Origin of the sequence: Phenylobacterium terrae, assembly GCF_042681205.1 — a bacterium.
Lineage (GTDB): Bacteria > Pseudomonadota > Alphaproteobacteria > Caulobacterales > Caulobacteraceae > Phenylobacterium > Phenylobacterium terrae.
The window spans coordinates 2,527,154-2,550,081 of record NZ_JBHUEY010000001.1 but is presented as its reverse complement, the minus strand read 5'-3'; the positions used below and the strand labels follow the sequence as shown (position 1 = coordinate 2,550,081).

Annotated in this window: 19 protein-coding genes and 2 tRNA genes; 9 read left to right on the top strand and 12 right to left on the bottom strand. The window is 70.4% G+C overall.

Translation table 11 applies throughout. From position 1 onward, the window contains the following. Nucleotides 1–22 precede the first annotated feature (22 nt). From ACFSC0_RS12775 to ACFSC0_RS12765, 3 genes are all read left to right on the top strand, one after another. Nucleotides 23–2,110, top strand: a complete 2,088-nt coding sequence (locus ACFSC0_RS12775) for a S9 family peptidase (protein WP_377283776.1) — start codon at nucleotides 23–25, stop codon at nucleotides 2,108–2,110. Beyond that, nucleotides 2,107–2,652 carry a GNAT family N-acetyltransferase gene (locus ACFSC0_RS12770; protein ID WP_377283777.1) on the top strand — a complete coding sequence of 182 codons (546 nt, stop codon included), beginning with the start codon at nucleotides 2,107–2,109 and terminating at the stop codon, nucleotides 2,650–2,652. The genes ACFSC0_RS12775 and ACFSC0_RS12770 overlap by 4 nt, the downstream gene beginning before the upstream one ends. A 115-nt stretch (nucleotides 2,653–2,767) precedes the next feature. Continuing rightward, nucleotides 2,768–3,253, top strand: a complete 486-nt coding sequence (locus ACFSC0_RS12765) for a DUF421 domain-containing protein (protein ID WP_377283778.1) — start codon at nucleotides 2,768–2,770, stop codon at nucleotides 3,251–3,253. A 9-nt stretch (nucleotides 3,254–3,262) separates the two neighbouring features. Here ACFSC0_RS12765 and ACFSC0_RS12760 read toward each other — a convergent pair whose 3' ends face one another. The 3 genes from ACFSC0_RS12760 to ACFSC0_RS12750 all read right to left on the bottom strand — a co-directional run bounded on the left by ACFSC0_RS12760 (nucleotide 3,263) and on the right by ACFSC0_RS12750 (nucleotide 5,441). Then, on the bottom strand, nucleotides 3,263–4,864 hold the full coding sequence (locus tag ACFSC0_RS12760) for a methyl-accepting chemotaxis protein (RefSeq protein WP_377283779.1): 1,602 nt from the start codon (nucleotides 4,862–4,864) through the stop codon (nucleotides 3,263–3,265). Then, nucleotides 4,861–5,154 (bottom strand): hypothetical protein, encoded by a 294-nt coding sequence (locus ACFSC0_RS12755; RefSeq protein WP_377355155.1) that lies wholly within the window; start codon nucleotides 5,152–5,154, stop codon nucleotides 4,861–4,863. Before ACFSC0_RS12755 ends, ACFSC0_RS12760 begins: the two co-directional genes overlap by 4 nt. Nucleotides 5,155–5,367: 213 nt before the next feature. Beyond that, nucleotides 5,368–5,441: transfer RNA gene (locus ACFSC0_RS12750), tRNA-Gln, on the bottom strand. Between the two features lie 126 nt (nucleotides 5,442–5,567). On the opposite strand from ACFSC0_RS12750, the gene ACFSC0_RS12745 reads away from it, so the two are divergent. Both ACFSC0_RS12745 and sppA read left to right on the top strand, forming a co-directional pair. Next, nucleotides 5,568–5,644 (top strand) — tRNA-Pro (locus tag ACFSC0_RS12745). 174 nt (nucleotides 5,645–5,818) lie between these two features. Next, entirely contained in the window at nucleotides 5,819–7,591 is a 1,773-nt protein-coding gene (gene sppA / locus ACFSC0_RS12740; RefSeq protein ID WP_377283781.1) for a signal peptide peptidase SppA, read from the top strand. A 6-nt stretch (nucleotides 7,592–7,597) separates the two neighbouring features. Here the strand turns inward: sppA and ACFSC0_RS12735 are convergent, their stop codons facing one another. From ACFSC0_RS12735 to ACFSC0_RS12725, 3 genes are all read right to left on the bottom strand, one after another. Continuing rightward, nucleotides 7,598–8,629, bottom strand: a complete 1,032-nt coding sequence (locus ACFSC0_RS12735) for an aspartyl protease family protein (RefSeq protein WP_377283782.1) — start codon at nucleotides 8,627–8,629, stop codon at nucleotides 7,598–7,600. An 85-nt stretch (nucleotides 8,630–8,714) separates the two neighbouring features. Next, nucleotides 8,715–11,615, bottom strand: coding sequence for a TonB-dependent receptor domain-containing protein (locus tag ACFSC0_RS12730; protein WP_377283783.1), 2,901 nt, complete (start codon nucleotides 11,613–11,615; stop codon nucleotides 8,715–8,717). A gap of 228 nt (nucleotides 11,616–11,843) precedes the next feature. Then, nucleotides 11,844–13,355 (bottom strand): peptide ABC transporter substrate-binding protein, encoded by a 1,512-nt coding sequence (locus tag ACFSC0_RS12725; RefSeq protein ID WP_377283784.1) that lies wholly within the window; start codon nucleotides 13,353–13,355, stop codon nucleotides 11,844–11,846. Between the two features lie 170 nt (nucleotides 13,356–13,525). On the opposite strand from ACFSC0_RS12725, the gene ACFSC0_RS12720 reads away from it, so the two are divergent. Beyond that, nucleotides 13,526–14,044: a hypothetical protein gene (locus ACFSC0_RS12720; RefSeq protein ID WP_377355154.1), complete on the top strand. Its 519-nt coding sequence runs from the start codon at nucleotides 13,526–13,528 to the stop codon at nucleotides 14,042–14,044. A 4-nt stretch (nucleotides 14,045–14,048) separates the two neighbouring features. Here the strand turns inward: ACFSC0_RS12720 and ACFSC0_RS12715 are convergent, their stop codons facing one another. Together ACFSC0_RS12715 and oppB are read right to left on the bottom strand one after the other, a co-directional pair. Continuing rightward, entirely contained in the window at nucleotides 14,049–14,957 is a 909-nt protein-coding gene (locus tag ACFSC0_RS12715; RefSeq protein ID WP_377283786.1) for an ABC transporter permease, read from the bottom strand. Then, nucleotides 14,954–15,877 carry an oligopeptide ABC transporter permease OppB gene (oppB, locus tag ACFSC0_RS12710; RefSeq protein ID WP_377283787.1) on the bottom strand — a complete coding sequence of 308 codons (924 nt, stop codon included), beginning with the start codon at nucleotides 15,875–15,877 and terminating at the stop codon, nucleotides 14,954–14,956. Before oppB ends, ACFSC0_RS12715 begins: the two co-directional genes overlap by 4 nt. A gap of 107 nt (nucleotides 15,878–15,984) precedes the next feature. On the opposite strand from oppB, the gene ACFSC0_RS12705 reads away from it, so the two are divergent. Continuing rightward, nucleotides 15,985–16,389, top strand: coding sequence for a TIGR01244 family sulfur transferase (locus ACFSC0_RS12705; RefSeq protein ID WP_377283788.1), 405 nt, complete (start codon nucleotides 15,985–15,987; stop codon nucleotides 16,387–16,389). A gap of 339 nt (nucleotides 16,390–16,728) precedes the next feature. Further along, nucleotides 16,729–17,628 (top strand): MBL fold metallo-hydrolase, encoded by a 900-nt coding sequence (locus tag ACFSC0_RS12700; protein WP_377283789.1) that lies wholly within the window; start codon nucleotides 16,729–16,731, stop codon nucleotides 17,626–17,628. 56 nt (nucleotides 17,629–17,684) lie between these two features. Here the strand turns inward: ACFSC0_RS12700 and ACFSC0_RS12695 are convergent, their stop codons facing one another. The 4 genes from ACFSC0_RS12695 to pdxH all read right to left on the bottom strand — a co-directional run bounded on the left by ACFSC0_RS12695 (nucleotide 17,685) and on the right by pdxH (nucleotide 21,987). Further along, complete coding sequence (locus ACFSC0_RS12695) at nucleotides 17,685–18,107, bottom strand: hypothetical protein (RefSeq protein ID WP_377283790.1); 423 nt, start codon at nucleotides 18,105–18,107, stop codon at nucleotides 17,685–17,687. A 12-nt stretch (nucleotides 18,108–18,119) separates the two neighbouring features. After that, the gene (locus ACFSC0_RS12690) at nucleotides 18,120–19,763 is read right to left on the bottom strand and encodes a long-chain-fatty-acid--CoA ligase (protein ID WP_377283791.1); all 1,644 of its coding nucleotides are present in this window, start codon (nucleotides 19,761–19,763) and stop codon (nucleotides 18,120–18,122) included. 68 nt (nucleotides 19,764–19,831) lie between these two features. Then, nucleotides 19,832–21,328, bottom strand: coding sequence for a bifunctional aminoglycoside phosphotransferase/ATP-binding protein (locus ACFSC0_RS12685; RefSeq protein ID WP_377283792.1), 1,497 nt, complete (start codon nucleotides 21,326–21,328; stop codon nucleotides 19,832–19,834). Next, nucleotides 21,325–21,987 (bottom strand): pyridoxamine 5'-phosphate oxidase, encoded by a 663-nt coding sequence (gene pdxH / locus ACFSC0_RS12680; protein ID WP_377283793.1) that lies wholly within the window; start codon nucleotides 21,985–21,987, stop codon nucleotides 21,325–21,327. The genes ACFSC0_RS12685 and pdxH overlap by 4 nt, the downstream gene beginning before the upstream one ends. An 82-nt stretch (nucleotides 21,988–22,069) precedes the next feature. Between pdxH and ACFSC0_RS12675 the strand changes: the two genes are divergently transcribed. Further along, entirely contained in the window at nucleotides 22,070–22,762 is a 693-nt protein-coding gene (locus tag ACFSC0_RS12675) for a DnaJ domain-containing protein (protein ID WP_377355153.1), read from the top strand. Nucleotides 22,763–22,928: the final 166 nt, after the last annotated feature.

Below are 22,928 nucleotides of genomic sequence, written 5' to 3'. Positions count from 1 at the left end.
CCGCCCGGCGCAGATAGCGGCCATGCCCCTCCCCACGCCTCCCACCGCCCGCAAGGAGCCCCGCCGCATCGAGCAGCTGGGCCGCACCCGCATCGACGACTACGCCTGGCTGCGCGACGACAACTGGCAGCAGGTGCTGCGCGACCCCTCGGCCCTGCGTCCCGACATCCGCGCCCACCTGGAGGCGGAGAACGCCTACACGGCCGCCATGCTGGCGAAGACCGAAGCCCTGCAGGCCCAGATCTTCGAGGAGATGAAGGGCCGCATCAAACAGGACGACGCCACCGTCCCGGCCCCGGACGGCCCGTTCGACTACTACATCCGCTACGAGGTCGGCGCCGAACATCCGATCCACGCCCGCCGGCCGCGGGGGCGCGACGACGGCGAGCAGATCCTGCTGAACGAGGAAGAGGCCGCCAAGGGCAAGGCCTACTTCCATGTGGGCGCCGCCCACCACAGCCGCGACCACGCCCTCTACGCCTGGGCGGCCGACGAGCAGGGCTCGGAGTACTACACCATCCGCCTGACCGACACGGCCACCGGCCAGGTGCTGCCGGCGGCCATCGAGAGCGCCTACGGCGACTTCACCTTCTCGCCGGACAGCCAGTGGCTGTTCTGGATCTGGCGGGACGAGAACGCCCGGCCCTCCAAGGTCTTCCGCCGGCCGGCCCGCGGCGGCGAGGACGTGCTGGTCTACGAGGAGCTGGACGAGGGCATGTTCCTGGGCGTCGGGACGAGCGCCGACGACAGCCACATCCTCATCCACGTGGGCAACCAGGAAACCACCGAGCTGTGGCTGATCCCGGCCGCCGACCCCTGCGCCGCCCCGATCTGCGCCGAGCCGCGTCGGGTGGGCGTCAAGTACGAGCTCGACCACTGGTCCGACCGCTGGGTGATCCGCACCAACGACGACGGGGCGGTGGACTTCAAGCTCTGCGTCTCGACGGCGGAGGTGCCCGCCAAGTCCACCTGGACCGACTGGATCGCCCACGAGCCTGGCCGCTACATCACCGGCTTTGCGGCCTATGCGAACCATCTGGTGCGGCTGGAGCGGCGCAACGCCGTCGACCGGATCGTGGTCATGGACCGGGCCGGCGGCGCGCACGAGATCGCCTTCGACGAGGAGGCCTACGCCCTCGGGATCGAGACCGGCTACGAGTACGAGACCACCCTCACCCGCTTCGTCTACCAGTCGCCGACCACGCCCAGGCAGTGGTTCGACTACGACATGGCCACCCGCGAGCGGACCCTGCGCAAGACCCAGGAGATCCCCTCCGGCCACGATCCCGCGCAGTACGTGGCCCGGCGCCTGTACGCCCGCGCCGCGGACGGCGAGGAGGTGCCGATCACCCTGCTGATGCGGAAGGACACCCCGACCGACGGCTCGGCGCCCGTGCTGCTCTACGGCTACGGCTCCTACGGCCATGCGATGGAGCCGAGCTTCTCGATCCGCAACCTCTCCTTGGTGGACCGCGGCTGGATCTGGGCGACAGCCCACATCCGCGGCGGCTCCGACAAGGGCTGGGGCTGGTTCCTGGCCGGCCGGCGGGAGAAGAAGCCCAACACCTTCACCGACTTCATCGCCTGCGCCGAGCACCTGATCGGCGAGGGCCTGGCGACCAAGGGCAGGATCGTCGCCTACGGCGGCTCGGCCGGCGGGATGCTGATGGGCGCGGTGGTCAACATGCGGCCGGACCTGTGGGGCGGGATCATCGCCGCGGTGCCCTTCGTGGACGTGCTGAACACCATCAGCGACGCCTCCCTGCCGCTCACCCCGCCGGAGTGGCCCGAGTGGGGCGATCCGATCACCGATGCGGCCGCCTACGACCTGATCGAAAGCTACAGCCCCTACGACCAGGTGAAGGCGCAGGCCTATCCGCCGATCCTGGCCACCGGCGGCCTGTCGGACCCGCGCGTCACCTACTGGGAGCCGGCCAAGTGGGTCGCCAAGCTGCGCGAGCACGCCGCCGGCGAGGCCCCGATCCTGCTCAAGATCAACATGGAGGCCGGCCACGGCGGCGCCTCGGGCCGGTTCGACTTCCTGAAGGAGATCGCCCTCGACTACGCTTTCGCCATCTGGGCGGTGGAGCGGGGGTGGGAGAAGCCATGATCGTTCGCGCCGCGGGGCCGGCGGACGCCGAGGCCCTGGCCGCCATCTACGGCCATCACGCGCTGACCGGCTTCGGCACCTTCGAGGAGGTCCCGCCCTCCCCTGAGGAGATGGAGCGGCGGCGGCTCGCCGTGGTCGAGCGCGGCCTGCCCTACCTGGTCGCCGAAGACGCCGGCCAGGTGCTGGGCTTCGCCTACGCCGCCCCGTTCCGGGCCCGCGCGGCCTACCGCTACACGGTGGAGGACAGCGTCTACGTCGCCCCCGAGGCGATCGGCCGGGGGGTCGGCAAGGCCGTGCTGGGCGCTGTCCTCGCCGCCTGCGAGGCCGCCGGCATGCGACAGGTGGTGGCGGTGATCGGCGATTCGCAGAACGCCGGCTCCATCGGCCTGCACCGCTCCCTGGGCTTCCAGGACGCCGGCGTCGGCCGGAGCTTCGGCTATAAGCTGGGCCGCTGGGTCGACATCGTCTGGATGCAGAAGGCGCTGAACGGCGGCGATTCGCGAGCGCCCGACGCGCCGGGGCTCGAGCTGTCGGGGCACTAGGCTCCCGTCCCCCGTTGCGGCTGCCTGCTCCTCACGGGATGGGTGGCCGGCATGAAGCCGTCCATGACGGATGGCGGGAAGCGGAACCGACGGCCGCCCCTCCAGTTGCCGCGCCATGGACGCCCTCACCGACATCTTCGGCCGCAGCGGCGAGGAGCTGACCTGGCTGCAGATGTCGGCCCGCGCAGTGGTGGTCTTCGCCTTCGGGGTCGCCCTGGTGCGGATCGCCTCCAAGCGCGCGTTCGGCAAGTGGGACGCGCTGGACATCATCGTCTCGATCATGATCGGCTCGAACCTGTCGCGCGCCCTGACCGGCAACGCGCCGCTGCTGCCGACGATGGCGGCCAGCCTGACGCTGATCCTGCTGCACGCGGCGCTGGCTCACCTGGCGGTCCGCATCCGCCCCCTGGGGCCGTTCCTGAAGGGCAGCGCCGCGCGGCTGGTGACCGACGGCGAGGTCGACGAGAAGGCCCTGCGCCGCCACGGCATCGGCCGCCGCGACCTTGAGGAGGCCCTGCGCTGCTCCGGCGTCGAGGACCTTGCCGAGGTCCGCTCGGTGTGGATCGAGCGGAACGGCTCGATCAGCGTGGTGAAAGACTAGGGCGCGCCGTCAGGCGGCGCTGCGGGCCGAGGGCTCGGCTTGCGCTCCCGCGGCCAGGCGGAAGGTGGTGACGACCTCGTGCAGCTCCGAAGCCACGGCGCGAAGCTGGTCGGCCGAGGCGGCGACCGCCGCCAGGGAGCCGGCGTTCTGGTGGATGGTGCCGTCCATCTCATTGACGGCGCGGCTGATCTGGTCGAGCCCGCTGGACTGCTCGCGCGTGGCCCCGGCGATCTCCGTCAGCAGGCCATCGATCCGCGAGACCTCGCCGACGATGGCTCCCAGCGCCTCGCCCGTGCGCTCCACCTGCGCGACGCCGCCGGCGACCTGGGCGCCGCTGCGGCCGATGAGCTCCTTGATCTCCTTGGCCGCGCTGGCCGATCGCTGTGCCAGGGCCCGGACCTCCGAGGCGACGACGGCGAAGCCCTTCCCGGCCTCGCCCGCCCGGGCCGCCTCCACCCCGGCGTTCAGCGCCAGGAGGTTAGTCTGGAACGCGATCTCGTCGATGACCCCGGAGATGGCGCCGATCTGATCGGTGGAGGCCTGGATCTCGCCCATGGCCCCGACCGCCTCGGTCACGACCTGGCCTGACCGTTCCGCCTTGCCGGCGGCGGCGGCGGCCGTCCCGGCGGCCTCGTGCGCCCCGTCCGCCGTCCGCTTCACGGCCGCGGCGATGTGGCCGAGCGCTGCGGCCGTCTTCTCCAGGTTCGCCGCCTGCTCCTTGGTGCCCCCGGCGACGGCCGACGAGGCCTGGGCCACCGCGTCGGCCCCCGCCAGCAGCTTGGAGGCGGCGCCGAGTATGGTCGAAAGGGTGTGCTGCAGCCGGTCGACCGCCTGGTTGAAATCGAGGCGCAGCGGCTCGTACTCGTCGGCGAACGGCTGCGAGATTCGCTGGCGAAGGTCGCCCTGGGCCAGGTTGCGAAGGCCCTGGCGCATGGCGGCCAGCACGTCGGCGTGCGCCTCCGCGGCCGCGCGCTGGCGCCGCTCGGTCTCCTCGCGGAGGTCCGCCTCGGCCTTGCCGGCGGCCAGCGCCTGCTCCTGCGCCTGGCGGAGCTGTTCGGCGGCGTCGGCCTCGTCCACGAGGGCGCTGACCCGTGAGGTCATCACGGCGTTGTTGGCCGTCGACCAGATGAGCGCAGCGGCTTCGACGATGAGTATCACCGCATGCAGCAGGACGCGGGACAGATCGCCCGACCCGTAGAACACCAGCGAGGGCAGGACGAAGCTCAGCGTCAGGTGGTGCAGGGCGACGGCGGCCGCCGCCAGCAGGATCACCGTCCAGTCGGCGAAGATGGCCAGCAGGCCCAGCGCCGCGAAATAGGTCATGTGCAGGTCGATCTGCCAGGGATCGCCGCTCCAGGCGCCGACGAGCAGCGAGACCTGGACCATCAGGCCCACGCCGCAGAGGCGCCGGGTCATGGCGCTTTCGGAGGTCCGGCGGGCCAGCAGCAGCATGCCTGCGCAGACGCCCAGCGAGGCCAGCCCCGCCTCCAGCGGAGTCGACGCGACCACGGCGCTCGCCAGAGCGGCCAGAGCCAGCAGCGCGCCGGCGGCGCCGACCACCACGCCGGCGGCGCGGCGCTGGGCGGCGATGTCCTCGAAGAAGAAGGTCATGTTCGGCCCCCGGTGCAGAGCGGCGAATCGGCGTTCAGGAAGAAGATCGCGCCAGTTGGTCGCAGGCGCTCGGCGGCGGCCGGCGCAGGCCCATAGACCCGCACGGCGAAGGGGGCCGGTCCGGGCTCGGCCGGTCCGGCCGCCGCGGCGGCGGACAGCGTGCGACCAGCGGCCCACCAGGGGGGATAGACGGCGACGACCGCAGCGGCGTCCGCCCGCGGCGCGGCGGCCGGCACGACGGCGGCGCAGGAGACGAGCAGCAAGCCCAGCCCCGCAAACGCCTCGAGCACGGCCTTGCCCCTTGGCCTCATTGCGCCCCCTGCAGACCCGCGCCAGCCGCGTTCGAGACGATGCGCGGAGAGGGATTAATCGGCAGTTACACGCAAAGCGCGCAGTCGGCAGCTAATGCGTGTTTCGCCTGCGGGTGTGCTGCTGGCGGCGGAGGCGCGCTGACGATGCGGGACCGAGGCGCTCGGCGCCGCTCGGGATGCCTCGGACGAGAGTGGCTGGGGAACTAGGACTCGAACCTAGAATAACGGTACCAAAAACCGCTGTGTTACCATTACACCATTCCCCAGCAGGAACGGCGGCGGAGGGTCCCCCCGCGGCGAGGCGTCGAGATAGCGCAAGGCCTGCGCCGATGCAACGCCCCGAGGCTGCTTGCGAGCCCTGAGTCGCTCCTCTATAAGGCGCCCTCCCAAGTCGGAGTGTAGCTCAGTCTGGTAGAGCACCGTGTTCGGGACGCGGGGGTCGCAGGTTCGAATCCTGCCACTCCGACCAATTGTTTGATCCGGATCCCGACCGGATCGGTCCGCCGGCTGGCGGGCCCCATAGTACCTCGACCGGCGTCCTCGCCCTCTTCGAGGTGAGCCGAACAGCGGCCCTTCCCTTGCTCCCGCCGACGGCCGATATACGAAACTGCGATCCTTTGCCCCGGGGCGGCCCAGTACACCCATGAAGCAGTTCCTCATCACCATGGCCGGCGTGTTCGCGGGCCTGGTCATCTTTGTCATCGGCGTGCCCGTGCTGCTGGTGATGATGGCCGCCTCGGCGGCGCGGCCCGAGCCGCTGCCGGCTCAGGCGGTGCTGGAGCTGGACCTGCGCAACGGGCTCACCGACCAGGACGCGCAGAACCCGCTGATCTCCCTCGGCCGCCGGTCGATGTCGGTGATGAGCGTGATCGAGAGTCTGCGCCGGGCCGAGACCGACGGGCGTGTGAAGGGCGTGCTGGTGCGGCTGCCGGAGACCGGCATCGCGCCGGCGTCGGCCGACGAGCTGCGCCTGGCCCTGAAGCGCTTCCGCGCCGCCGGTAAGCCGGTGATCGCCCACAGCCAGGGCATCTACCCGGCGGGCGTCGTCACCTCGACCTACATGCTCGGCTCCGCGGCCGACGAGTTCTGGATGCAGCCGGCCGCCTCGCTGCAGGTCACGGGCCTGGCCACCGAGGACGTCTTCCTGAAGCGGGCGTTCGACAAGTACGGCATCGAGGCCGACTTCGAGCAGCGCCAGGAGTACAAGAACGCGGTCAACCAGTACCTCTACAGCGACTACACCCCCGAGCATCGCGAGGCGCAGCTGTCGTGGATGGGCTCCATCTACCGCAGCGCCGTGGTCACCGCCGCGCTCGACCGCAAGAAGGACCCGGCGGCGCTGCAGAAGGCGCTGGAGGCCGGCCCCTATCTCGCCGAGGAGGCTCAGCGGCAGGGGCTGATCGACAAGGTCGGACAGGTGCGCGAGGCCGAGAAGGCGCTGCTCGCCAAGGCCGGCGATGCGGCCAAGCTGGTCGACTTCGAGGACTATCTGCACCAGGGCCGGCGGCGCAACGAGACCGGCCAGGCCATCGCCGTGGTCGAGGGCGAAGGGCCGATCGTCACCGGCGAGAACGGCGTCGGCAATCCGCTCACCGGCGGCTCCACCATCTACGCCGACGAGATCGCCGACGCGATCTATGAGGCGGTGGAGGATGACGACGTGAAGGCGATCGTCCTGCGCGTGAACTCGCCGGGCGGCTCCGACACGGCCTCCGAGCAGATCGCCGCCGCGGTCCGCGCCGCCAAGGCGGCCAAGAAGCCGGTGGTGGTGAGCATGGGGACCTACGCAGCCTCCGGCGGCTATTGGATCGCCACCGAGGCCTCCTCGATCATCGCCCAGCCGACCACGCTGACCGGCTCCATCGGCGTCTACGGCGGCAAGCTGGCGCTCGGACCGGCGCTGGAGCGGTTCGGGATCGACCTTCGGCAGACCAGCGTCGGCGGCGCCTACGCCGACGCCTACAGCCTCGGCCAGGGCTTCGGCCCCGAGGACGAGGCCGCCTTCGGCCGCTGGATGGACCAGATCTACGAGAACTTCGTCGCCCGCGTCGCCACGGGGCGGAAGCTGCCGGTGGAGCGGGTCCGCGAGATCGCCCGCGGCCGCGTCTGGACCGGCGCCCAGGCCCGCGAGCTGGGCCTGGTGGACGAGGTCGGAGGCTTCTACCAGGCGGTGGAGAAGGCCAAGGCCCTGGCCGGCCTGGAGGGCGACGTGCGGCTGAAGCGGATGAGCCCGCAGGCTTCTCCGTTCGAGGCCCTGGAGCAGCTTCTGGGCGTCAGCGCCGCCTCCGCCCGGACGCTGGCCGCCGCCGCCTGGCTGATGGGCGATCCCCGCGCCGAGGCGGTGCTGGACGAAATCGCCCGCGCCCGCATGGCCCAGGGCCGCGCGCTGGTGCTGTCCCCGACGCCGGTGCGGTAGGCCCGGTCAGCGCACGCGGCGCGACATGTACTCGGCCGGCGGGCGGAAGGTGACCAGCCGCCGGCCGTAGTCGATCTCGACGCTGTTGAACTGGCGCAGCACGTCGGCCCCGACCAGCAGCGCCGGCCGGTCGGTCAGCTCCCACAGGTCGAAGATGTGCAGGTCGGCGAAGGCGATGCTCATGTTGCCGACCAGCAGCCCGCCCAGCCGCAGCGGCGGCATGGAGGCGATCTCGCCGATCGCCGTCTGGCCCGTGGCGCTGATCAGCGGCGCCTTGAACAGCCGCTCGGCGAAGCCGGTGTGGCGGCTCGCCACCGCAGACTTCAGGGCCCCGTTGCCGACGGTGTTCTGGGAGCCGGAGTCCAGGAAGGCGACGACCTTCACCCCAGCGATCTCCGCATCGACGATGATCAGCTGACCGAAGCGGATGCGGGCCGGCACCACGAACACCGGATCGCGCCCCTGCCGCACGCCCGACAGGCTGAACACCGGCATGGCGCCCGTCCGGGGCGCCGAACGGGAGATGTCCAGCTGCCGGCGCTTGTAGTCCATGATCAGCCTGCGGCCGCGCAGCACGTCCATGCCGAGCAGGCCGTCGGCGCCCAGCCGGCCGCGCGGCATCATCGGCATTCTCGGTATGTCCTCGGACACCGCGCCGACGCTCAGCCTCTTCACGCGCGTGAGGTCGGTGAGCTGTGAGCCGGCGATGCCGTGCACCAGGGCCTGGCCGATGTTCGGCAGGCCCAGCTGCTGGGCCACTTCGATGGCCACGACCGAGACGTTCGCGCCGGTGTCGACGACGAACTCGAGCGGACCGTGGCCGTCCAGCCGGACCGGCACGGTCATGCGCGTGGTGGCGTCGAAGGCCGTCTCGAGAATCTGGCCCTCGGCCGACGGCGCGGGCGGTTGCTCCGACGGCGGCGCCTGGACGAGGTTGACCATCGCCTCCGGCTGGATGGCGCAGCCGCCGACGGCCAGGAGTCCCGAAACGGTGGCCCGCCGGGACCAGGCGCCGCCCTTGGAGGAGTTTTCGCTCACTTCGGCAAACTAGAGGCGTTCGCGCGCATACGAAAAGAGCGGCGGATTGCTCCGCCGCTCTTCGTAGTTGGCTGTAGGCCGGGTCCTAGAAGCGGACCTTGACCCCGACGAAGGCCGAACGGCCCATGACGTCGTAGTAGGCCGGGATGGTGTCCAGAGCCTGGGTGCCCGACTGGCTGGTCGGGAAGAACGGCGGCTCCTGGTCGAACAGGTTGGTGATGCCGCCGTAGGCCTCGACCTGGTCGGTGACCGCAACCCGCAGGCTGATGTCGTGGTACCAGTGATCGTCGATGTCCACGACGTTGTTGAACAGGTCCTCCGGGGCGCTCTTGGCTTCGCCGATGTAGCGGGCGACCCACGAGGTCTTCCAGTTGCCCATCTGCCAGGTGAAGGTGGTGTTGCCCTGGGTTTCGAGCCAGCCCTGGTCCGAGGTCGAGCCGCCGGCGGCGCCGAGGAAGTCGATCGGATCCTGACCGGGCAGCGGAACCTGCTTGACCTTGTCGTAGAAGGTCCACACCGAGTTGATGCTGAACCGGCCCCAGTTGTCGGCGCCGGAGAACATCTGGCCCCAGTCGAAGCCCCAGTTCACTTCCAGGTCGACACCCGAGAGCTCGAGCGAGGCGATGTTCTGCAGCTGGTCGTCGACCGCCGTCAGGACATAGTTCGCGCCCGGAACGGCCGGGTCGGTGCCGCGGGTGATGGCGTTACAGAAGATTTCGCGCTGACCGGTCGGGGTCGTGTAGCAGAGCTGCGCGATGTTCTGGCGGCCGATCGTGTTGATCAGGCCTTCCATCTCGATCTCGAAGCGGTCGACGGTGATCGTCAGGTCACCGAAGATTTCCGGCACGAAGTCGAACTGGCCGGCCTGCAGCACGAAGCCGTAGGTCAGGGTGTCGGCCACTTCCGGCATCAGGTCCGGGTTGCCGCCGACGAAGCCGGTGACGCCCTGGATGACGGTCAGCGGCGGATCGTAGTTGGCGGGCACGCCCGCGGCCTGGCAGTTGGCGCGCAGGGTCGCGTCGCTTTCCTGGCCCCACAGGATGCAGGGGTCGTCGACGACGCCGAAGGTCTGGCTGATGCCGGTCACTTCGCCGAGCACCGGGGCGCGGACGGCCCGGTTCTGCATCGCGCGGAAGCGCAGGCCTTCGATCGGGGCCCACTGCAGGCCGTACTTCCAGGTCTCGTACTTGCCGCCGATGTTGGCGTCCGACCAGCGGTAGGCGCCTTCGAAGGTCAGCTCGTTCGCGAACGGCATGTCGCGCAGGATCGGCACGACGACTTCGGTGAAGATTTCGTCCGTGGTGAACGTGGTCTCGTCCGAGTCGCTGATCTGGTTGCCGGTGGTCAGGCCCAGGTTGATGTCGGTCGAGTAGTCCTCGTAGGCCGTGATGCGGCGGGACTCGACGCCGAGGGTGGCCTGGAACGGACCGGCGGGCAGTTCGAAGAGCGAGCCCGACAGGAAGGCCAGGGCGTTCTCGATCTGCGAGGCCGAGCGGATGCCGCCGCTGCGCACCAGGTAGGCGCGCTCGGCGTCATTGTAGCCGTCGAACGGATTGATCGGGATACAGCCTTGAGCCCGGGCCACCGCATCGACGCACTGATAAGTGGTGGCGCCCGGAGCCGTCGGTTCGACCCGCAGGCCGTGATAGAGCGCGTCACGGGCGACAAGGCCCTCGGTCACGGCGTCGAGGGTCGTACGGCCCCAGACGTAGGACGCTTCGTAGCGCCAGTCGCTGCCGAAGCCGAACAGGGTGTCGAAGTCGCCTTCGACGCCGGCCACGAGGCGGGTCGTCTGACGCAGGTTGTGCGAACCGCGGGCGCCGAGGCCCTCGAAACGCTGCCACCAGGTGATTTCGTCGTCGCCGGCGGCGGCCACCAGGGCGGCGAGCTCAGCCGGGAAGAACGGATAGTTGGAGGGGATCGAGGGCTCGAGCACGCCCGACACTAGGTCGGTGTCCGACGAGAACGGGTGGGCCTCGAAGGGGCCATCGGTTTCCGACGAGCCGTAGTTGATCTCGACGAAGGCGTTCAGGCCTTCGGTGAGCTCGAAGTCGGCGTCGGCCGCGACCATGATCCGCTCGGTGGGGATGGCCAGGGTGCGGGTGGCGTTACGGTTGTAGCCGTGCGCAGCGACGGTGAACGGCACCACGGCGCCGCCGACGTAGGTGTAGCTGGACGCCGGAGCGCCTTCGACGAAGTAGCGGCCCGTGAGCGGCACGCCCGAGCGGACGCCGGGATCGCGGCGCGGAGCGGCCGGCGGCGACCAGGCGAAGTCCTCGGCGCAGAGGAAGCGGTCGCGGCAGCTGACCAGCCCTTGGTAGTCGTACTGGACCGTCACGCCGGCGTGGCCGCGGTCGAAGTTGGCCCCGAAGCGGGCGAAGGCCGTCGGGTTGATGTTGTCGTGGTGCTCGAGCGCGGCGCCGTAGGAGAAGCCGGCCTCGAAGCCCTCGAATTCCTTGTCGGTGATGATGTTCACCACGCCCGACACGGCGTCGGCGCCGTACACGGCCGAGGCGCCGCCCGTCATGATGTCGATGCGCGAGATGTTCGCCGACGGGATGGTGTTCAGGTCGACGGCGTTCGAGAAGATGGTGCCCGACGGCGCGCGGCGGCCGTTGATCAGCACCAGCGAACGGGACGAGCCCAGGTTACGCAGGTTGACGACGTTCAGGCCCGAGGAGGCGGTGCCCGAGAAGGTCGACTGGGTCCGCGCGCCGCCGAACGAGGGGGCGAACTGCGGCAGGGTCACCAGGGCGTCGGAGATGTTCTCCATGCCTTGGTTTTCCAGGCGCTCGGTCGTGGCGACGGTCACCGGGGTCGGCGAGTCCAGGTTCGGACGGACGATGCGCGAACCGGTGACGACGAGTTCGCCGACTTCGGTGGCGGTGTCCTGGGCCGACGCCGGCGCGGCCGCGAGCGCCGCAGCCATCGCGCCCATCAGCATCGACGACGCCAGCAGGCGCCCGCGATTGGATGTCGTTCTCAAGGTCGTGATCCTCCAGCGGTCCGCCAGGCCCAGAAGGCGGCGATGCCCGCTCCCCACAGTAAAAAGGTCGAACCCGGGCCGAGATTGGCCGCGGTTACGGCGGAGTTACGGAGGTTACCCCCGAGGGGTCAACGAGGATTACGGCCGCGTAATGCTCTTGGCGCCAAGCTGTCGCTTTCTGGTCACAGATTGCCGCCCCAGAGCTTGCCCGCGCACGATTGTTGCCCGCTAGCGGCCCTTTTCGCCCTTAACGCACAGGTAACGTGTCGGATGGCGGTCGACGATGTTGTCCACCCAGCCGGTGATCTTGGGGTTCACCAGGTTGCGGCTCACGCCGAAGGTGGTGGGCACCACGTTGTCGTCGGCGAGCAGGATGGTTTCGGCCTGGCGCAGGTATTCCGCCCGCCTGGCGATGTCGGGCTCGCGGTCGGCCTTGTTGAGCAGCTCGTCGTACACCGGGTTGCTGTAGTCGCCGTAGTTCTGCGGCCCGGTGTCCGACCGCATCAGGTATAGGAAGCTCATCGGGTCGTTGTAGTCGGCCACCCAGCCGGCGTCGGCCACGTCGAAGTCCCGCGCCCGGTAGGCGGCGTAGGCGATCTGGGTCTCGTTCTGCACCAGCTTGGCGTCGACGCCGATCGCCTTCCAGTCGGCCTGGATGGCGGCCATCTGCAGCGGGATCTCGGTGCTGCCGCGGTGCTTGATCTCGAAGGTCAGCTCGCGCCCGCCGGGGCCGTAGCCGGCCTCGGCCAGCAGGCGCCGCGCCTCGGCCTGGCGCTTTTCGAGCGGCCAGGAGGCCCACTCGGGCGGGGTCGCGGGCGAGTAGTTGGCCACGCCCGGCGGCACGAAGGTGTAGGCCGGCTTCTGGCCCGCGCGCAGGATCTTCTCGGCGATGAACTCGCGGTCGATCGACATGTTCAGGGCCCGCCGCACGCGCGGGTCCTTGAAGGCCGGGAAATCGGAGTTGAACGCCAGGTAGGCCACCGTCAGGTAGGTCTCGGTGTGCACCCACTCCGGGATTTCCTGCCGCAGGAAGGCGGTCCGATTCGACTGGATGGTGGTGTTGAGGTCGAGCTCGCCTCGCCGCACCCGCCGCTCGGCGGCCACCGCATCGGTGGTCGGGAAGTAGTAGACCTGGTCCACGCAGACGCTGTCGGCGTCGAAGAACCGGGGGTTCTTCACCGACCGCACGTAGTCGCCCAGCCGCCACTCCTTGATCACGTAGGGGCCGTTGGAGACGTAGCGGTCCGGCCGGGTCCACTGGTCGCCGTACTTCTCGACCATGTGCTTGGGCACCGGCTGCATGGTCTGGTGCTTGGCGATCTCCGGCAGGTAGGGGGCCGGACGCTCCAGGGAGATCTCGAGGATCTTGGGGGTCACGGCCCGGACGCCAAGCGTGTCGGGCGCGGCCTTGCCCTCGTTCACCGGCTGCGCGCCTTTGATGAAGTAGAGCAGGCTCGCGTACTCCGACGCCGTCTTCGGATCGAGGATCCGCCGCAGCGAGAAGACGAAGTCGTCGGCGGTCACCGGCACGCCGTCGGACCAGGTGGCGTCGCGCAGGTAGAATCGCCAGGTCAGGCCGTCGGCGGACGTCTCCCAGCGCTCGGCCATGCCGGGCACCGGCGACCCGTCCGGAGCGTCCTCGGTGAGACCGACGAGCGTGTCCGACAGCAGGCGCGATTCCCAGATGCCGTTGATCTTGTGCGGGTCGAGCGAGATCGGCTCGGGGCCGTTGCCGATCACCAGGCAGACCTCGCCTGCGGGGCACGGCGGGCGAGAGACCTCTTGCGAACAGGCGCTCAAAGCTGCCACTGCAAGGCCTGTTGCGGCCAGTTTGCCGACGGCGCGGCCGAGGTCTTTGATGCGCAACGCGAACTTCATGGGGGGCACCGATGCCACACTTTCGAAGCGGCTTGAAGCTGGCGGCGGTTCTGGCGCTGGCGGCCCCGGCCGTCGCCGCGGCGCAAGCGCGCACTGACGAGGCCCCCCGGGCGGCGCAGCTCGAGGCCGTGGCGGCCTGCCGGACGATCGCCGATTCGACCCAGCGGCTGGCCTGCTTCGACGCCGCCGCGGCCCAGCTCATGGAGGCCGAGCAGAGCGGCGAGGTGGTGGTGGTCAGCCGCGCCCAGGCGCAGGCGGCCCGCCGCCAGGCCTTCGGCTTCAGCCTGCCGTCGCTGTCGATCTTCGACCGCACCGGCCGCCCCGAAGAGGCCGACCGAATCACAGCCGAGGTGGACCGCGCCTACCAGAACGCCAACGCCAAGTGGGTCGTCGTGCTGACCGACGGCGCGGTGTGGGAGCAGATCGACAACGAATCGCTGCTGAAGAAGCCGAAGGCCGGCTCCAAGGCGGAGATCCGCAAGGCCGCCCTCGGCAGCTTCTTCATGAACCTCGACGGTCAGCGGGCGGTCCGCGCACGACGAGTGAAGTAAGGCCTCAGCGGTCCTTCGGGTCGATCGCGTCCCGAAGGCCGTCGCCGATGAAGTTGAAGCACAGCAGCGTCAGCACCATCGTCAGCGACGGGAAGATCAACAGCCAGGGCGCCAGCTCCATCTCCAGGGCGCCCTGCGAGATCAGCGTGCCGAGCGAGGCCATCGGCGGCTGCACGCCCAGCCCGAGGAAGCTCAGGAAGCTCTCGGCCAGGATCACCGCCGGGATGGTCAGCGTCACATAGACCACCACGGGGCCCAGCAGGTTGGGCACGACGTGGCGGCGGATGATCGCCCCTTGCGACAGGCCGGCGGCCCGCGCGGCCTCGATGAACTCCTTCTGCTTCAGCGACAGCGTCTGGCCGCGCACGATCCGGCTCATGGTCAGCCACTCGACGGCGCCGATGGCCACGAAGATCAGGATGAAGTTCCGGCCGAAGGTGACCATCAGCAGGATGACGAAGAAGATGAAGGGCAGCGAGTAGAGCACGTCGACGATGCGCATCATCGCCTCGTCCAGCCGGCCGCCGACATAGCCGGCGATCGCGCCCCAGGCCACGCCGATGATCAGCGAGACGAAGGTGGCCACGAAGCCGATGGCCAGCGAGACGCGCAGACCGATCAGCAGCCGGGCCAGGACGTCGCGGCCGAGCGCGTCGGCGCCCATCAGGTGGCCGTTGGTCAGCGGCGGCGACCAGACGTCCGGCTTGTTCACCTGGTCGTAGGTGAAGGGCACGAACAGCGGGCCGAAGGCGGCGGCCAGGACCAGCAGCCCCAGCACCACCATGCCGGTGACCGCGGCCTTGTTGCGCATCAGCCGGCGGCGGGCGTCGTCCCACAGGCTGCGGCCCTTGACGGCGCGTTCCATGAGCTCGGCGCCGGCGCGCGAGCCGGGGGTGAAGACGGTGCTGGTCATGCGAGCTTCACCCGCGGGTCGAGGGCCGCATAGAGCAGGTCGGCGATCAGGTTCAGGACGAGGATCAGGGCGGCGTAGAAGATCACCATGCCCATCACCACCGTGTAGTCGCGCTGCATGGCCGAGATGACGAAGAACTTGCCCAGGCCCGGCAGGTTGAAGATCTGCTCCACCACCAGCGAACCGGTCAGCAGGCCGGCGCAGGCCGGGCCGAGGTAGCTCACCAGCGGCAGCAGGGCCGCGCGCAGGGCGTGCTTGGTGACGATCCGGTGCTCCGGCAGGCCCTTGGCCCGGGCGGTGCGGACGTAGTTGGAATGCAGCACCTCGACCATGCCGGCCCGGGTCAGGCGCGAGATGATGGCGATCTGCGGCAGCGCCAGCACGATCACCGGCAGGATCAGGTTCTGGATGGCCCCGTTGTTCCAGCCCCCGTTCGGCAGCAGCTGCAGCTTGGAGGCGAAGAACAGGATCAGCACCGGGGCGGTGACGAAGGTGGGGATGCAGACCCCCAGTATGGCCACCGTCATCACCCCGTAGTCCGCCGGGCGGTTTTGCCGCAGCGCCGCCAGCACGCCCAGCGCCACCCCGATGATCGAGGCCAGGATGATGGCGTAGCCGCCGATCCTCAGGCTGACCGGGTAGTTCTCCTTCAGGATCTGCAGCACCGTCTTGTCGCGGTACTTCAGCGACGGGCCGAAATCGCCGCGGACCGCGTCCGCGAGATAGTTCACGTACTGCTCGTGCAGCGGCTTATCGAGGCCGTACTTGGCCTTCACGTTCTGCTCGATCTCCGGCGACAGCTTCCGGTCGAGGTCGAACGGCGAGCCGGGCGCCGCGCGCATCATGAAGAAGGCGACGGTGACGACCAGGAAGAGGGTCGGTATGGCCACCAGCAGGCGGCGGCCGATGAAACGCAACATCTAGGGCTCGCGGCGAAGGGCCTTTCCGGGGCCCGGGCGTTGCGAAACTTTCATCCGCCCCCGATGATGTCAACGAACCCTCCCGTTTCCTCCGGCGAACCAGCGACATGGCCCAGTTCCGACGCGTGACCGATCAGCTTTCCGTCAGTCCTCAGATAACCGTGGACGACGTCGAGGAGGCTGCGCGGCAGGGCTTCCGAACCATCGTCAACAACCGCCCCGACGGCGAGGAGCCGGGCCAGCCGACCAGCCGCGAGATCGAGGCCGCCGCCGCCGCCGCGGGTCTGGCCTATGTCCACATCCCCGTGCGCGGCATGCCGACCCCCGAGCAGATCGAGGGCGAGCGCCGCCTGCTGGAGACCGCCGATGGGCCGGTGCTGGCCTACTGCCGCTCGGGCACCCGCTCGATCGTCACCTGGGCGGTGGGCCAGGCGCAGGCGGGCGCGCGCGACCGCGACGAGCTGCGGCGGCTCGGCGCCGAAGCCGGCTACGACCTCTCCAACGTGCTGTAGGCGCGAATCGGACGCGCCGGCGGCCGCCTGCCGTAAGGCGGCTCGCCGACGCGCCGACGGCAGGCGCGATCAACCGCGCCACGCCAGCGCCCTCCTCCCCCCGAAGGAGAGCGCGAACGGATGCCTAGCCGGGCGGGAGCGCGATGCGCTGGGCGCTCGCCGCCGGCGGCTCGCACGCGGCCAGGGCGAGCTGGAGCCAAACGAGACAGATCAGCGCGAAACAGGCCCTCTGGAGCCGTTTCGAGACAAATATCGCCGCATCGGCCAGCAAGAGCGCCTCCCGAGAGGGTGTTGCACAGGTGCTAGGCAAGACCCGGGCCGCGTCCTAGGGTCCGCGCCATGATCCCCTACGTGCGCGACATCCAGTTCGAATACGGCCGCTGCGACCAGGTCTCCCCGCTCATCCGGCGGGTGGTCGCCAACAACCCCGGCCCGTTCACCTTCACCGGCACCGGCACCTACATCGTCGGCCGCGACGAGGTCGCCGTGATCGACCCGGGCCCCGACCAGCCCGAGCACCTGGAGGCGATCCTTGCGGCCGTCGAGGGCGAGCGGGTGACCCACATCCTGATCACCCACCACCACTCCGACCACTCCCCGCTCGCCGGGCCGCTGAAGGAGAAGACCGGCGCGCCGATCTACGGCTGCGCGGTGGAGGACAAGGTCGTCGCCGACGATTCCAAGGTGCGGACGGAGGCCGGCCACGACCTCGGCTTCGCGCCCGACATCAGTCTTTGCGGCGGCGGCCAGGTGATCGAGGGCAAGGGCTGGACGATGGAGGCCATCGCCACCCCGGGCCACACCTCCAACCACATCTGCTACGCGCTGAAGGAAGAGAACGCCTGCTTCACCGGCGACCACATCATGGGCTGGTCGACGACGGTGATCACCCCGCCGGACGGGGACATGAGCGACTACTTCCGCAGCCTGGACCTGATCCGGTCGCGCAATTTCGCCACCCTGTGGCCGACCCATGGCCCGCCGGTCCGGGACGTCACCCCCTTCATCGACGCCTACATCGCCCACCGCCGGGCGCGCGAGGCCCAGGTCGAGAAGGCGGTGCGCGACGGCTACGCCCGCATCAAGGACATGGTCCCGGTGCTCTACGCCGACGTCGACCCGCGCCTGCACCCGGCCGCCGCCCGCTCGGTCTTCGGCCACATGATCGACCTGGTCCGCCAGGGCAAGCTGGTCACCGACGGCGAACCGGCCATCGACGGCGAGTACCGGCCGGCCTAGCGACCTCCCTGCCCGCCCCCTCCCCGCTCATCTCGGCGAAGGCCGGGACGAGCGGCTTATTTCTCAGCCGCCAGCCCAGGTCTCTCAACGGCCCCCGCCTCAGGTGGCGGCGCGGCCTGGCTCCAGACGTAGCCGGCGATGGTCGTGGCGCTGATGCTCAGCGCCATCAGCGCCCGCAGCCACAGGCGGTCGAAGTCGGCGACGATGGCCGCCATCAGGGCGAGCACGCCGACCCCGACCGTGGCCAGCGCCAGCCGCGGTGACGCCCAGGCGGCGAAGGCCGCAAAGCCCTCGGTCCAGTCCATCAGCCCGGCCCAGACGCCGGCGCCGGCGACCGCCATCAGGATGGAGGGCCCGAGCGCCAGCACGATGGCCAGGTTCAGGCCGCGCCGGACGAGCTTCAGGTTCGGCCGCCGGCCCCGGTTGCGCGGGCGGGCCTCGGGAACCTGACGCAGGACGGTCTGGACGTCGGAGGCCATGGCGCCGCTCCCCTAGGCTTTCACCGGCTGGGCGGTGGGCAGGACGTAGTCCTCGAACTTCTGACGGATCACCTTCTTGTCGATCTTGCCCGTGGCGCCCAGCGGGATCTCGTCGACGAACACCACGTCGTCGGGCATCCACCACTTGGCGATCTTGCCCTCCAGGTAGTCGAGGAACTCCTGCTTGGTGGCGCTCTCGCCGTCCTTCAGCTTGACCAGCAGCAGGGGCCGCTCGTCCCATTTGGGATGGGCGACGCCGATCACCGCGGCGAGGATCGCCTTGGGGTGGCCGGCCGCCAGGTTCTCGATCTCGATGGAGCTGATCCACTCGCCGCCCGACTTGATCACGTCCTTGGCCCGGTCGGTGATCTGCATGAAGCCGTGCTCGTCGATGGTCGAGACGTCGCCGGTGTCGAAGAAGCCCTCCGGGTCGAGGATCTCGCCGCCGTCGCCGCGGAAGTACTCGCGCACCACGAACGGGCCCTTCACCTTCAGCTTGCCGAAGGTCGTCCCGTCATGCGGCAGCCGCTTGTTCTCGTCGTCCACCAGCTTGAGTTCGACGGTGACCGGCGGGCGGCCCTGCTTGAGCCGGTAGCGCAGCTGCTCCTCGGGCGGCATGGCGGCGATGGCGGCGTTGGGGGTCGACTGGGTGCCGAGCGGGCTGGTCTCGGTCATGCCCCAGGCGTGGGTCACCTCGACGCCGAACTCGTCGCGGAAGCCGCGGACGATCGCCTCCGGCACCGCCGAGCCGCCGATCACCACCCGCTTCAGCGTCGTCAGCTTGCCGTTGGTCTCGCGCAGGTGGGCGAGCAGCATCTGCCAGACGGTCGGGACCGCGGCCGAGAAGGTCACGCCCTCGCTCTCCAGCAGCTCGTGCACCGAAGCGCCGTCCAGCTTCTGGCCCGGCATCACCAGCTTGGCGCCCGCGGCCGGCGCGGAGAAGGCGATCCCCCAGGCGTTGGCGTGGAACATCGGCACCACCGGCAGCACCACGTCCTTGGCCGAGATGGCCAGCACGTCGACGCCCATGGTCACCAGGGTGTGCAGGAAATTGGAGCGGTGGGAGTAGAGCACCCCCTTGGGGTTGCCCGTCGTGCCGGAGGTGTAGCAGAGGCCCGCGGCGGTGTTCTCGTCGAAGCCGCCCCAGACGCAGTCGGCGCTGTTCTGCTCGATCAGGTCCTCGAAGCAGAGGGCGCCCGGGAAGTCGACGCCCTTCATCCCCTCGCGGTCGGTCATCACCACCCAGTGCTTCACGCTCGGCAGCTGGTCGCGGTGCTGCGCAAGGATCGGCAGGAAGGTCAGGTCGGTGAAGAGGACCTTATCCTCGGCGTGGTTGATGATGTAGCAGAGCTGCTCGGCGAACAGGCGCGGGTTGAGCGTATGGCAGACCGCGCCGATGCCCATGATCCCGTACCAGGTCTCCAGGTGCCGGGCGGTGTTCCAGGCCAGGGTCGCGACCCGGTCGCCGACGCCTACCCCCATGCCTTTGAGGGCGTTCGACAGCCGCTTGGCCCGCACGTGCGCCTCGGCGTAGGTGGTCCGGACGATCGGCCCCTCGGCGGAGCGGCTGACGATCTCGCGCCCCCCGTGCCAGGCCTTGGCGTGGTCGAGGATCTTGTCGACCGTCAGCGGCCAGTCCTGCATCAGCCCAAGCATCTCTTCCTCCCGGTGGCCGGCGTCGCGTTTCCCGCAGTCCGTCCGGCGCTTAGTTGTCTAATCAGCGCTCACTTAGCCTCGCCGAGGCCCCGGCGGGAAGCCCATGACTGCGCCGCGGGCGCCGCGCCGTCGGTCACGTCCATAACCAACCACTCAATACGGCCGAGGTTTCGGGCCTGCTGCATGGCGATGGTCTCAACGGTGGCGTCCGAGGCGTCGGCCGTCCGCCCGCGCACCCGCTGCTCGAGCACGGCCGTGGGCGCCTCCAGCCAGACGCCGTCGAAGGGGACCGCCAGCTCGCCGGCCAGCGCCTCCGCCCGCCGGCGGGCGACGTCGTCGACGAAGCTGGCGTCCAGCACCACCGACCAGCCGGCCCTCAGCATCCGGGCGGCGGCGTCGAACACCGCATCGTAGACCGCCGCATAGAACGCGGGCTCGTAGGCCGAGGCCGGCAGCCGCTCCAGCGGATCGACGCCCGCCAGCCGCTTGCGCACCTCGTCCGTGCGCAACACCACGGCCCCGGGCGGCGCGCCGAGCGCCGGGGCGGCGGCGCGGGCGAAGGTGCTCTTGCCGGCGCCCGAGAGGCCGCCCACCGCCGCCAGCCGCGGCGGGGGCGGCGACAGGTGGCGCCGCGCCGCGGCGAGATAGTCCCGGCCCCGCTCCACATCGCCGCTGTGCACCGCCACGTGCGCCCGCACAGCCGCCCGGACGGACAGCATCAGCGGCAGGGCGGCGAGGCCGTCGTAGACGGCGGGGCCGAAGGTGCGCGCCGATTGGTCCAGCCAGGTGGCGAGCACCCGCGCGCCGGCCTCTCCCCGGCCGCGGAAGGCCAGGTCCATCAGCAGGAAGGCCACGTCGTACTGGACATCGATATCCGACAGCTGGTCGTTGAACTCGATGCAGTCGAACAGCACCGGCCGGCCGTTCTCCAGCAGGATGTTGCCCAGGTGCAGGTCGGCGTGGCACCGCCGGCCGAAGCCCGCCGCCTTGCGGGCTTCCAGAAGCGGCGTCGCGGCCCGGAGCGCGGCGTAGGTGCGGGCGACGAGGTCGGCGACCTCCCCCTCCCCCAGCTCGCCGGTCAGCGCGCCCAGCACCTCGGCGTTGGAATCGATGGTGTACTTCAAAGCCTTCAGGCCGCCGGCGTCGGGACGCACCGGAGCGGCGGCGTGGGCGCGGGCGATCAGCCGCCCGAGCGCCTCGGCGAGGTCGCCGTCGACGGCTTCGGGCCGCTCGGAAAGCACCGCCGTCTCGTCGAAGCGGCGCATCTCCAGGGCGTAGTCGACGACCTCCCCCGCCCCGTCCACCGCCAACCGGCCGTCGGCCTCGCGGGTGATCCGGCGCACCGCGCGATAGATGTCCGGCGCGGTCGCCTGGTTGAACGCCAGCTCCCGCTCGACGGCCCAGCGGCGTTTCTCCAGCGTGGTGAAGTCCAGGAAGCCGAGGTCGAGGCGGCGCTTCACCTTCAGCGCCTGCGGGCCGTTCAGGAACACCCGCGCGCAGGAAGTCTCGATGACGGACTCGGATCGGCCCCCCAGGAAGCCGGCGACCTCCGCCTCCTCGCTCAAGGATAGAGCCGCTGGGTGGTCCAGCCCGCCCCGCTCTTCTCGAACACCAGCCGGTCGTGCAGGCGGAACGGCCGGTCGCGCCAGAACTCGAAGCTGGCCGGCGCCACGCGGAAGCCGGACCAGTTGGGCGGCCGGGGCACCTTCCCGAGGCCGAACTTCAGGCCCATCTGGGCGATCCGCTTCTCGAACGCGCCGCGCTCGGGCAGCGGCCGGGACTGGTCGGACGCCCAGGCGCCCAGCTGGGCCGGGCGGGCGCGCGTGGCCCAATATTCGTCCGCCTCCTGCGGCGTGACCGAGGACACCGTCCCCCTCACCCGCACCTGGCGGCGCAACGACTTCCAGTGGAACAGCAGCGCCGCCTTCGGATGGCCGGCCAGCTGGCGGCCCTTGGCGCTCTCCAGGTTGGTGTAGAAGACGAAGCCGGCCGGATCGACGTCCTTCAGCAGCACCATGCGCACGTCCGGCATGCCGCCCTCGTCGACGGTGGCCAGGGCCATGGCGTTGGCGTCGTTGGGCTCGCGCTCGACCGCCTCGCGCAGCCAGCTCGCGAACAGCGCGAAGGGGTCGTCCTCGGCCATCGGCGGCGGCGGCTCGGCCGAGGCGACCTGGCGCACATACTCGTCCTCGGACGGGGACGGCGGGATCAGGGGCTCGCTCATGGCCCCCGCTATAGCGCGCGGCGGCCAAGAGCGGCAGGGCTTAACCCACCATTGACCGGCCGGCCTCTAGCTTGGCCGTCCGATGAGCGGCCAAGACCCCACCATGAGCCTCGAACGCGCCCGCCAACTGATGGGCGTGTCCGAAACCGCCACCACCGCCGAGATCCGGCGCGCGTTCCGGCTGCAGGCCAAGCAGGCCCACCCGGACCGCGGCGGCGACGCCGAGCGGTTCCGCGAGGTGGTCGAGGCCTACCACCTGCTGCTGCGGATGCCCGCCAAGGCCCGCGCGCCGCGCGCGCACGAGCGCAGCTGGAAGCCGAAGACCTCCAGCGTCGAGCTGGAGATCACCCCCGAGGTCGCGATGCTGGGCGGAGAGGTGGAGCACGCCCTCTCCGACGGCCGCCGCCTGCGCCTGACGCTGCCGGCCGGCCTGCGGGCCGGCGACAAGGTCCGGGCCGACGGCGTCGAGCTGCCGGTGGTCATCCGCGGCGACGGCGAGACCCTGGTCCGCGGCGACGACCTGTGGATCACCGCCAAGGTCCCGCCCCGGCTGATGGAGCAGGGCGGCAAGCTGACGGTCGAGACGCCGCTCGGCCGGCGCATCGTCTGGATCACCGAGAAGTCCGGCGCCCAGGCGCTCATCCGGCTGCAGGGCCAGGGCCTGCCCGCCCGCGGCCGCCACCGCCAGGGCCACCTGTTCGTCCGCCTCTCCCCCGGCGAGGCCGAACCGGCGTCCGAAGCCCGCAAACGCTTCACCGCCGCCTGGGCGGCCTGAGAGCCCTCCTCTCCCTCGACTCGAAGAGCGGGGGGAGAGGTCGGGAGAGGGGCGAAGCGGTCTCCGTCCCGCGCCGGATGCTCGCCCAAGGCGCGCCCCCTCCTTGCTATATCGAGCAACCGCCTCGAAGGCGCTTCCTCAGCTCCACCCCTCTCCTCAATCCTCT

Coding starts and splice junctions, on each gene's coding strand:
- ACFSC0_RS12700 (WP_377283789.1), top strand. CDS start 16,729: ATGATCCCCTACGTGCGCGACATCCAGTTCGAATACGGCCGCTGCGAC.
- ACFSC0_RS12675 (WP_377355153.1), top strand. CDS start 22,070: ATGAGCGGCCAAGACCCCACCATGAGCCTCGAACGCGCCCGCCAACTG.
- sppA (WP_377283781.1), top strand. CDS start 5,819: ATGAAGCAGTTCCTCATCACCATGGCCGGCGTGTTCGCGGGCCTGGTC.
- ACFSC0_RS12690 (WP_377283791.1), bottom strand. CDS start 19,763: ATGCTTGGGCTGATGCAGGACTGGCCGCTGACGGTCGACAAGATCCTC.
- ACFSC0_RS12715 (WP_377283786.1), bottom strand. CDS start 14,957: ATGACCAGCACCGTCTTCACCCCCGGCTCGCGCGCCGGCGCCGAGCTC.
- ACFSC0_RS12760 (WP_377283779.1), bottom strand. CDS start 4,864: ATGACCTTCTTCTTCGAGGACATCGCCGCCCAGCGCCGCGCCGCCGGC.
- ACFSC0_RS12765 (WP_377283778.1), top strand. CDS start 2,768: ATGGACGCCCTCACCGACATCTTCGGCCGCAGCGGCGAGGAGCTGACC.
- oppB (WP_377283787.1), bottom strand. CDS start 15,877: ATGTTGCGTTTCATCGGCCGCCGCCTGCTGGTGGCCATACCGACCCTC.
- ACFSC0_RS12705 (WP_377283788.1), top strand. CDS start 15,985: ATGGCCCAGTTCCGACGCGTGACCGATCAGCTTTCCGTCAGTCCTCAG.
- ACFSC0_RS12695 (WP_377283790.1), bottom strand. CDS start 18,107: ATGGCCTCCGACGTCCAGACCGTCCTGCGTCAGGTTCCCGAGGCCCGC.
- pdxH (WP_377283793.1), bottom strand. CDS start 21,987: ATGAGCGAGCCCCTGATCCCGCCGTCCCCGTCCGAGGACGAGTATGTG.
- ACFSC0_RS12775 (WP_377283776.1), top strand. CDS start 23: ATGCCCCTCCCCACGCCTCCCACCGCCCGCAAGGAGCCCCGCCGCATC.
- ACFSC0_RS12770 (WP_377283777.1), top strand. CDS start 2,107: ATGATCGTTCGCGCCGCGGGGCCGGCGGACGCCGAGGCCCTGGCCGCC.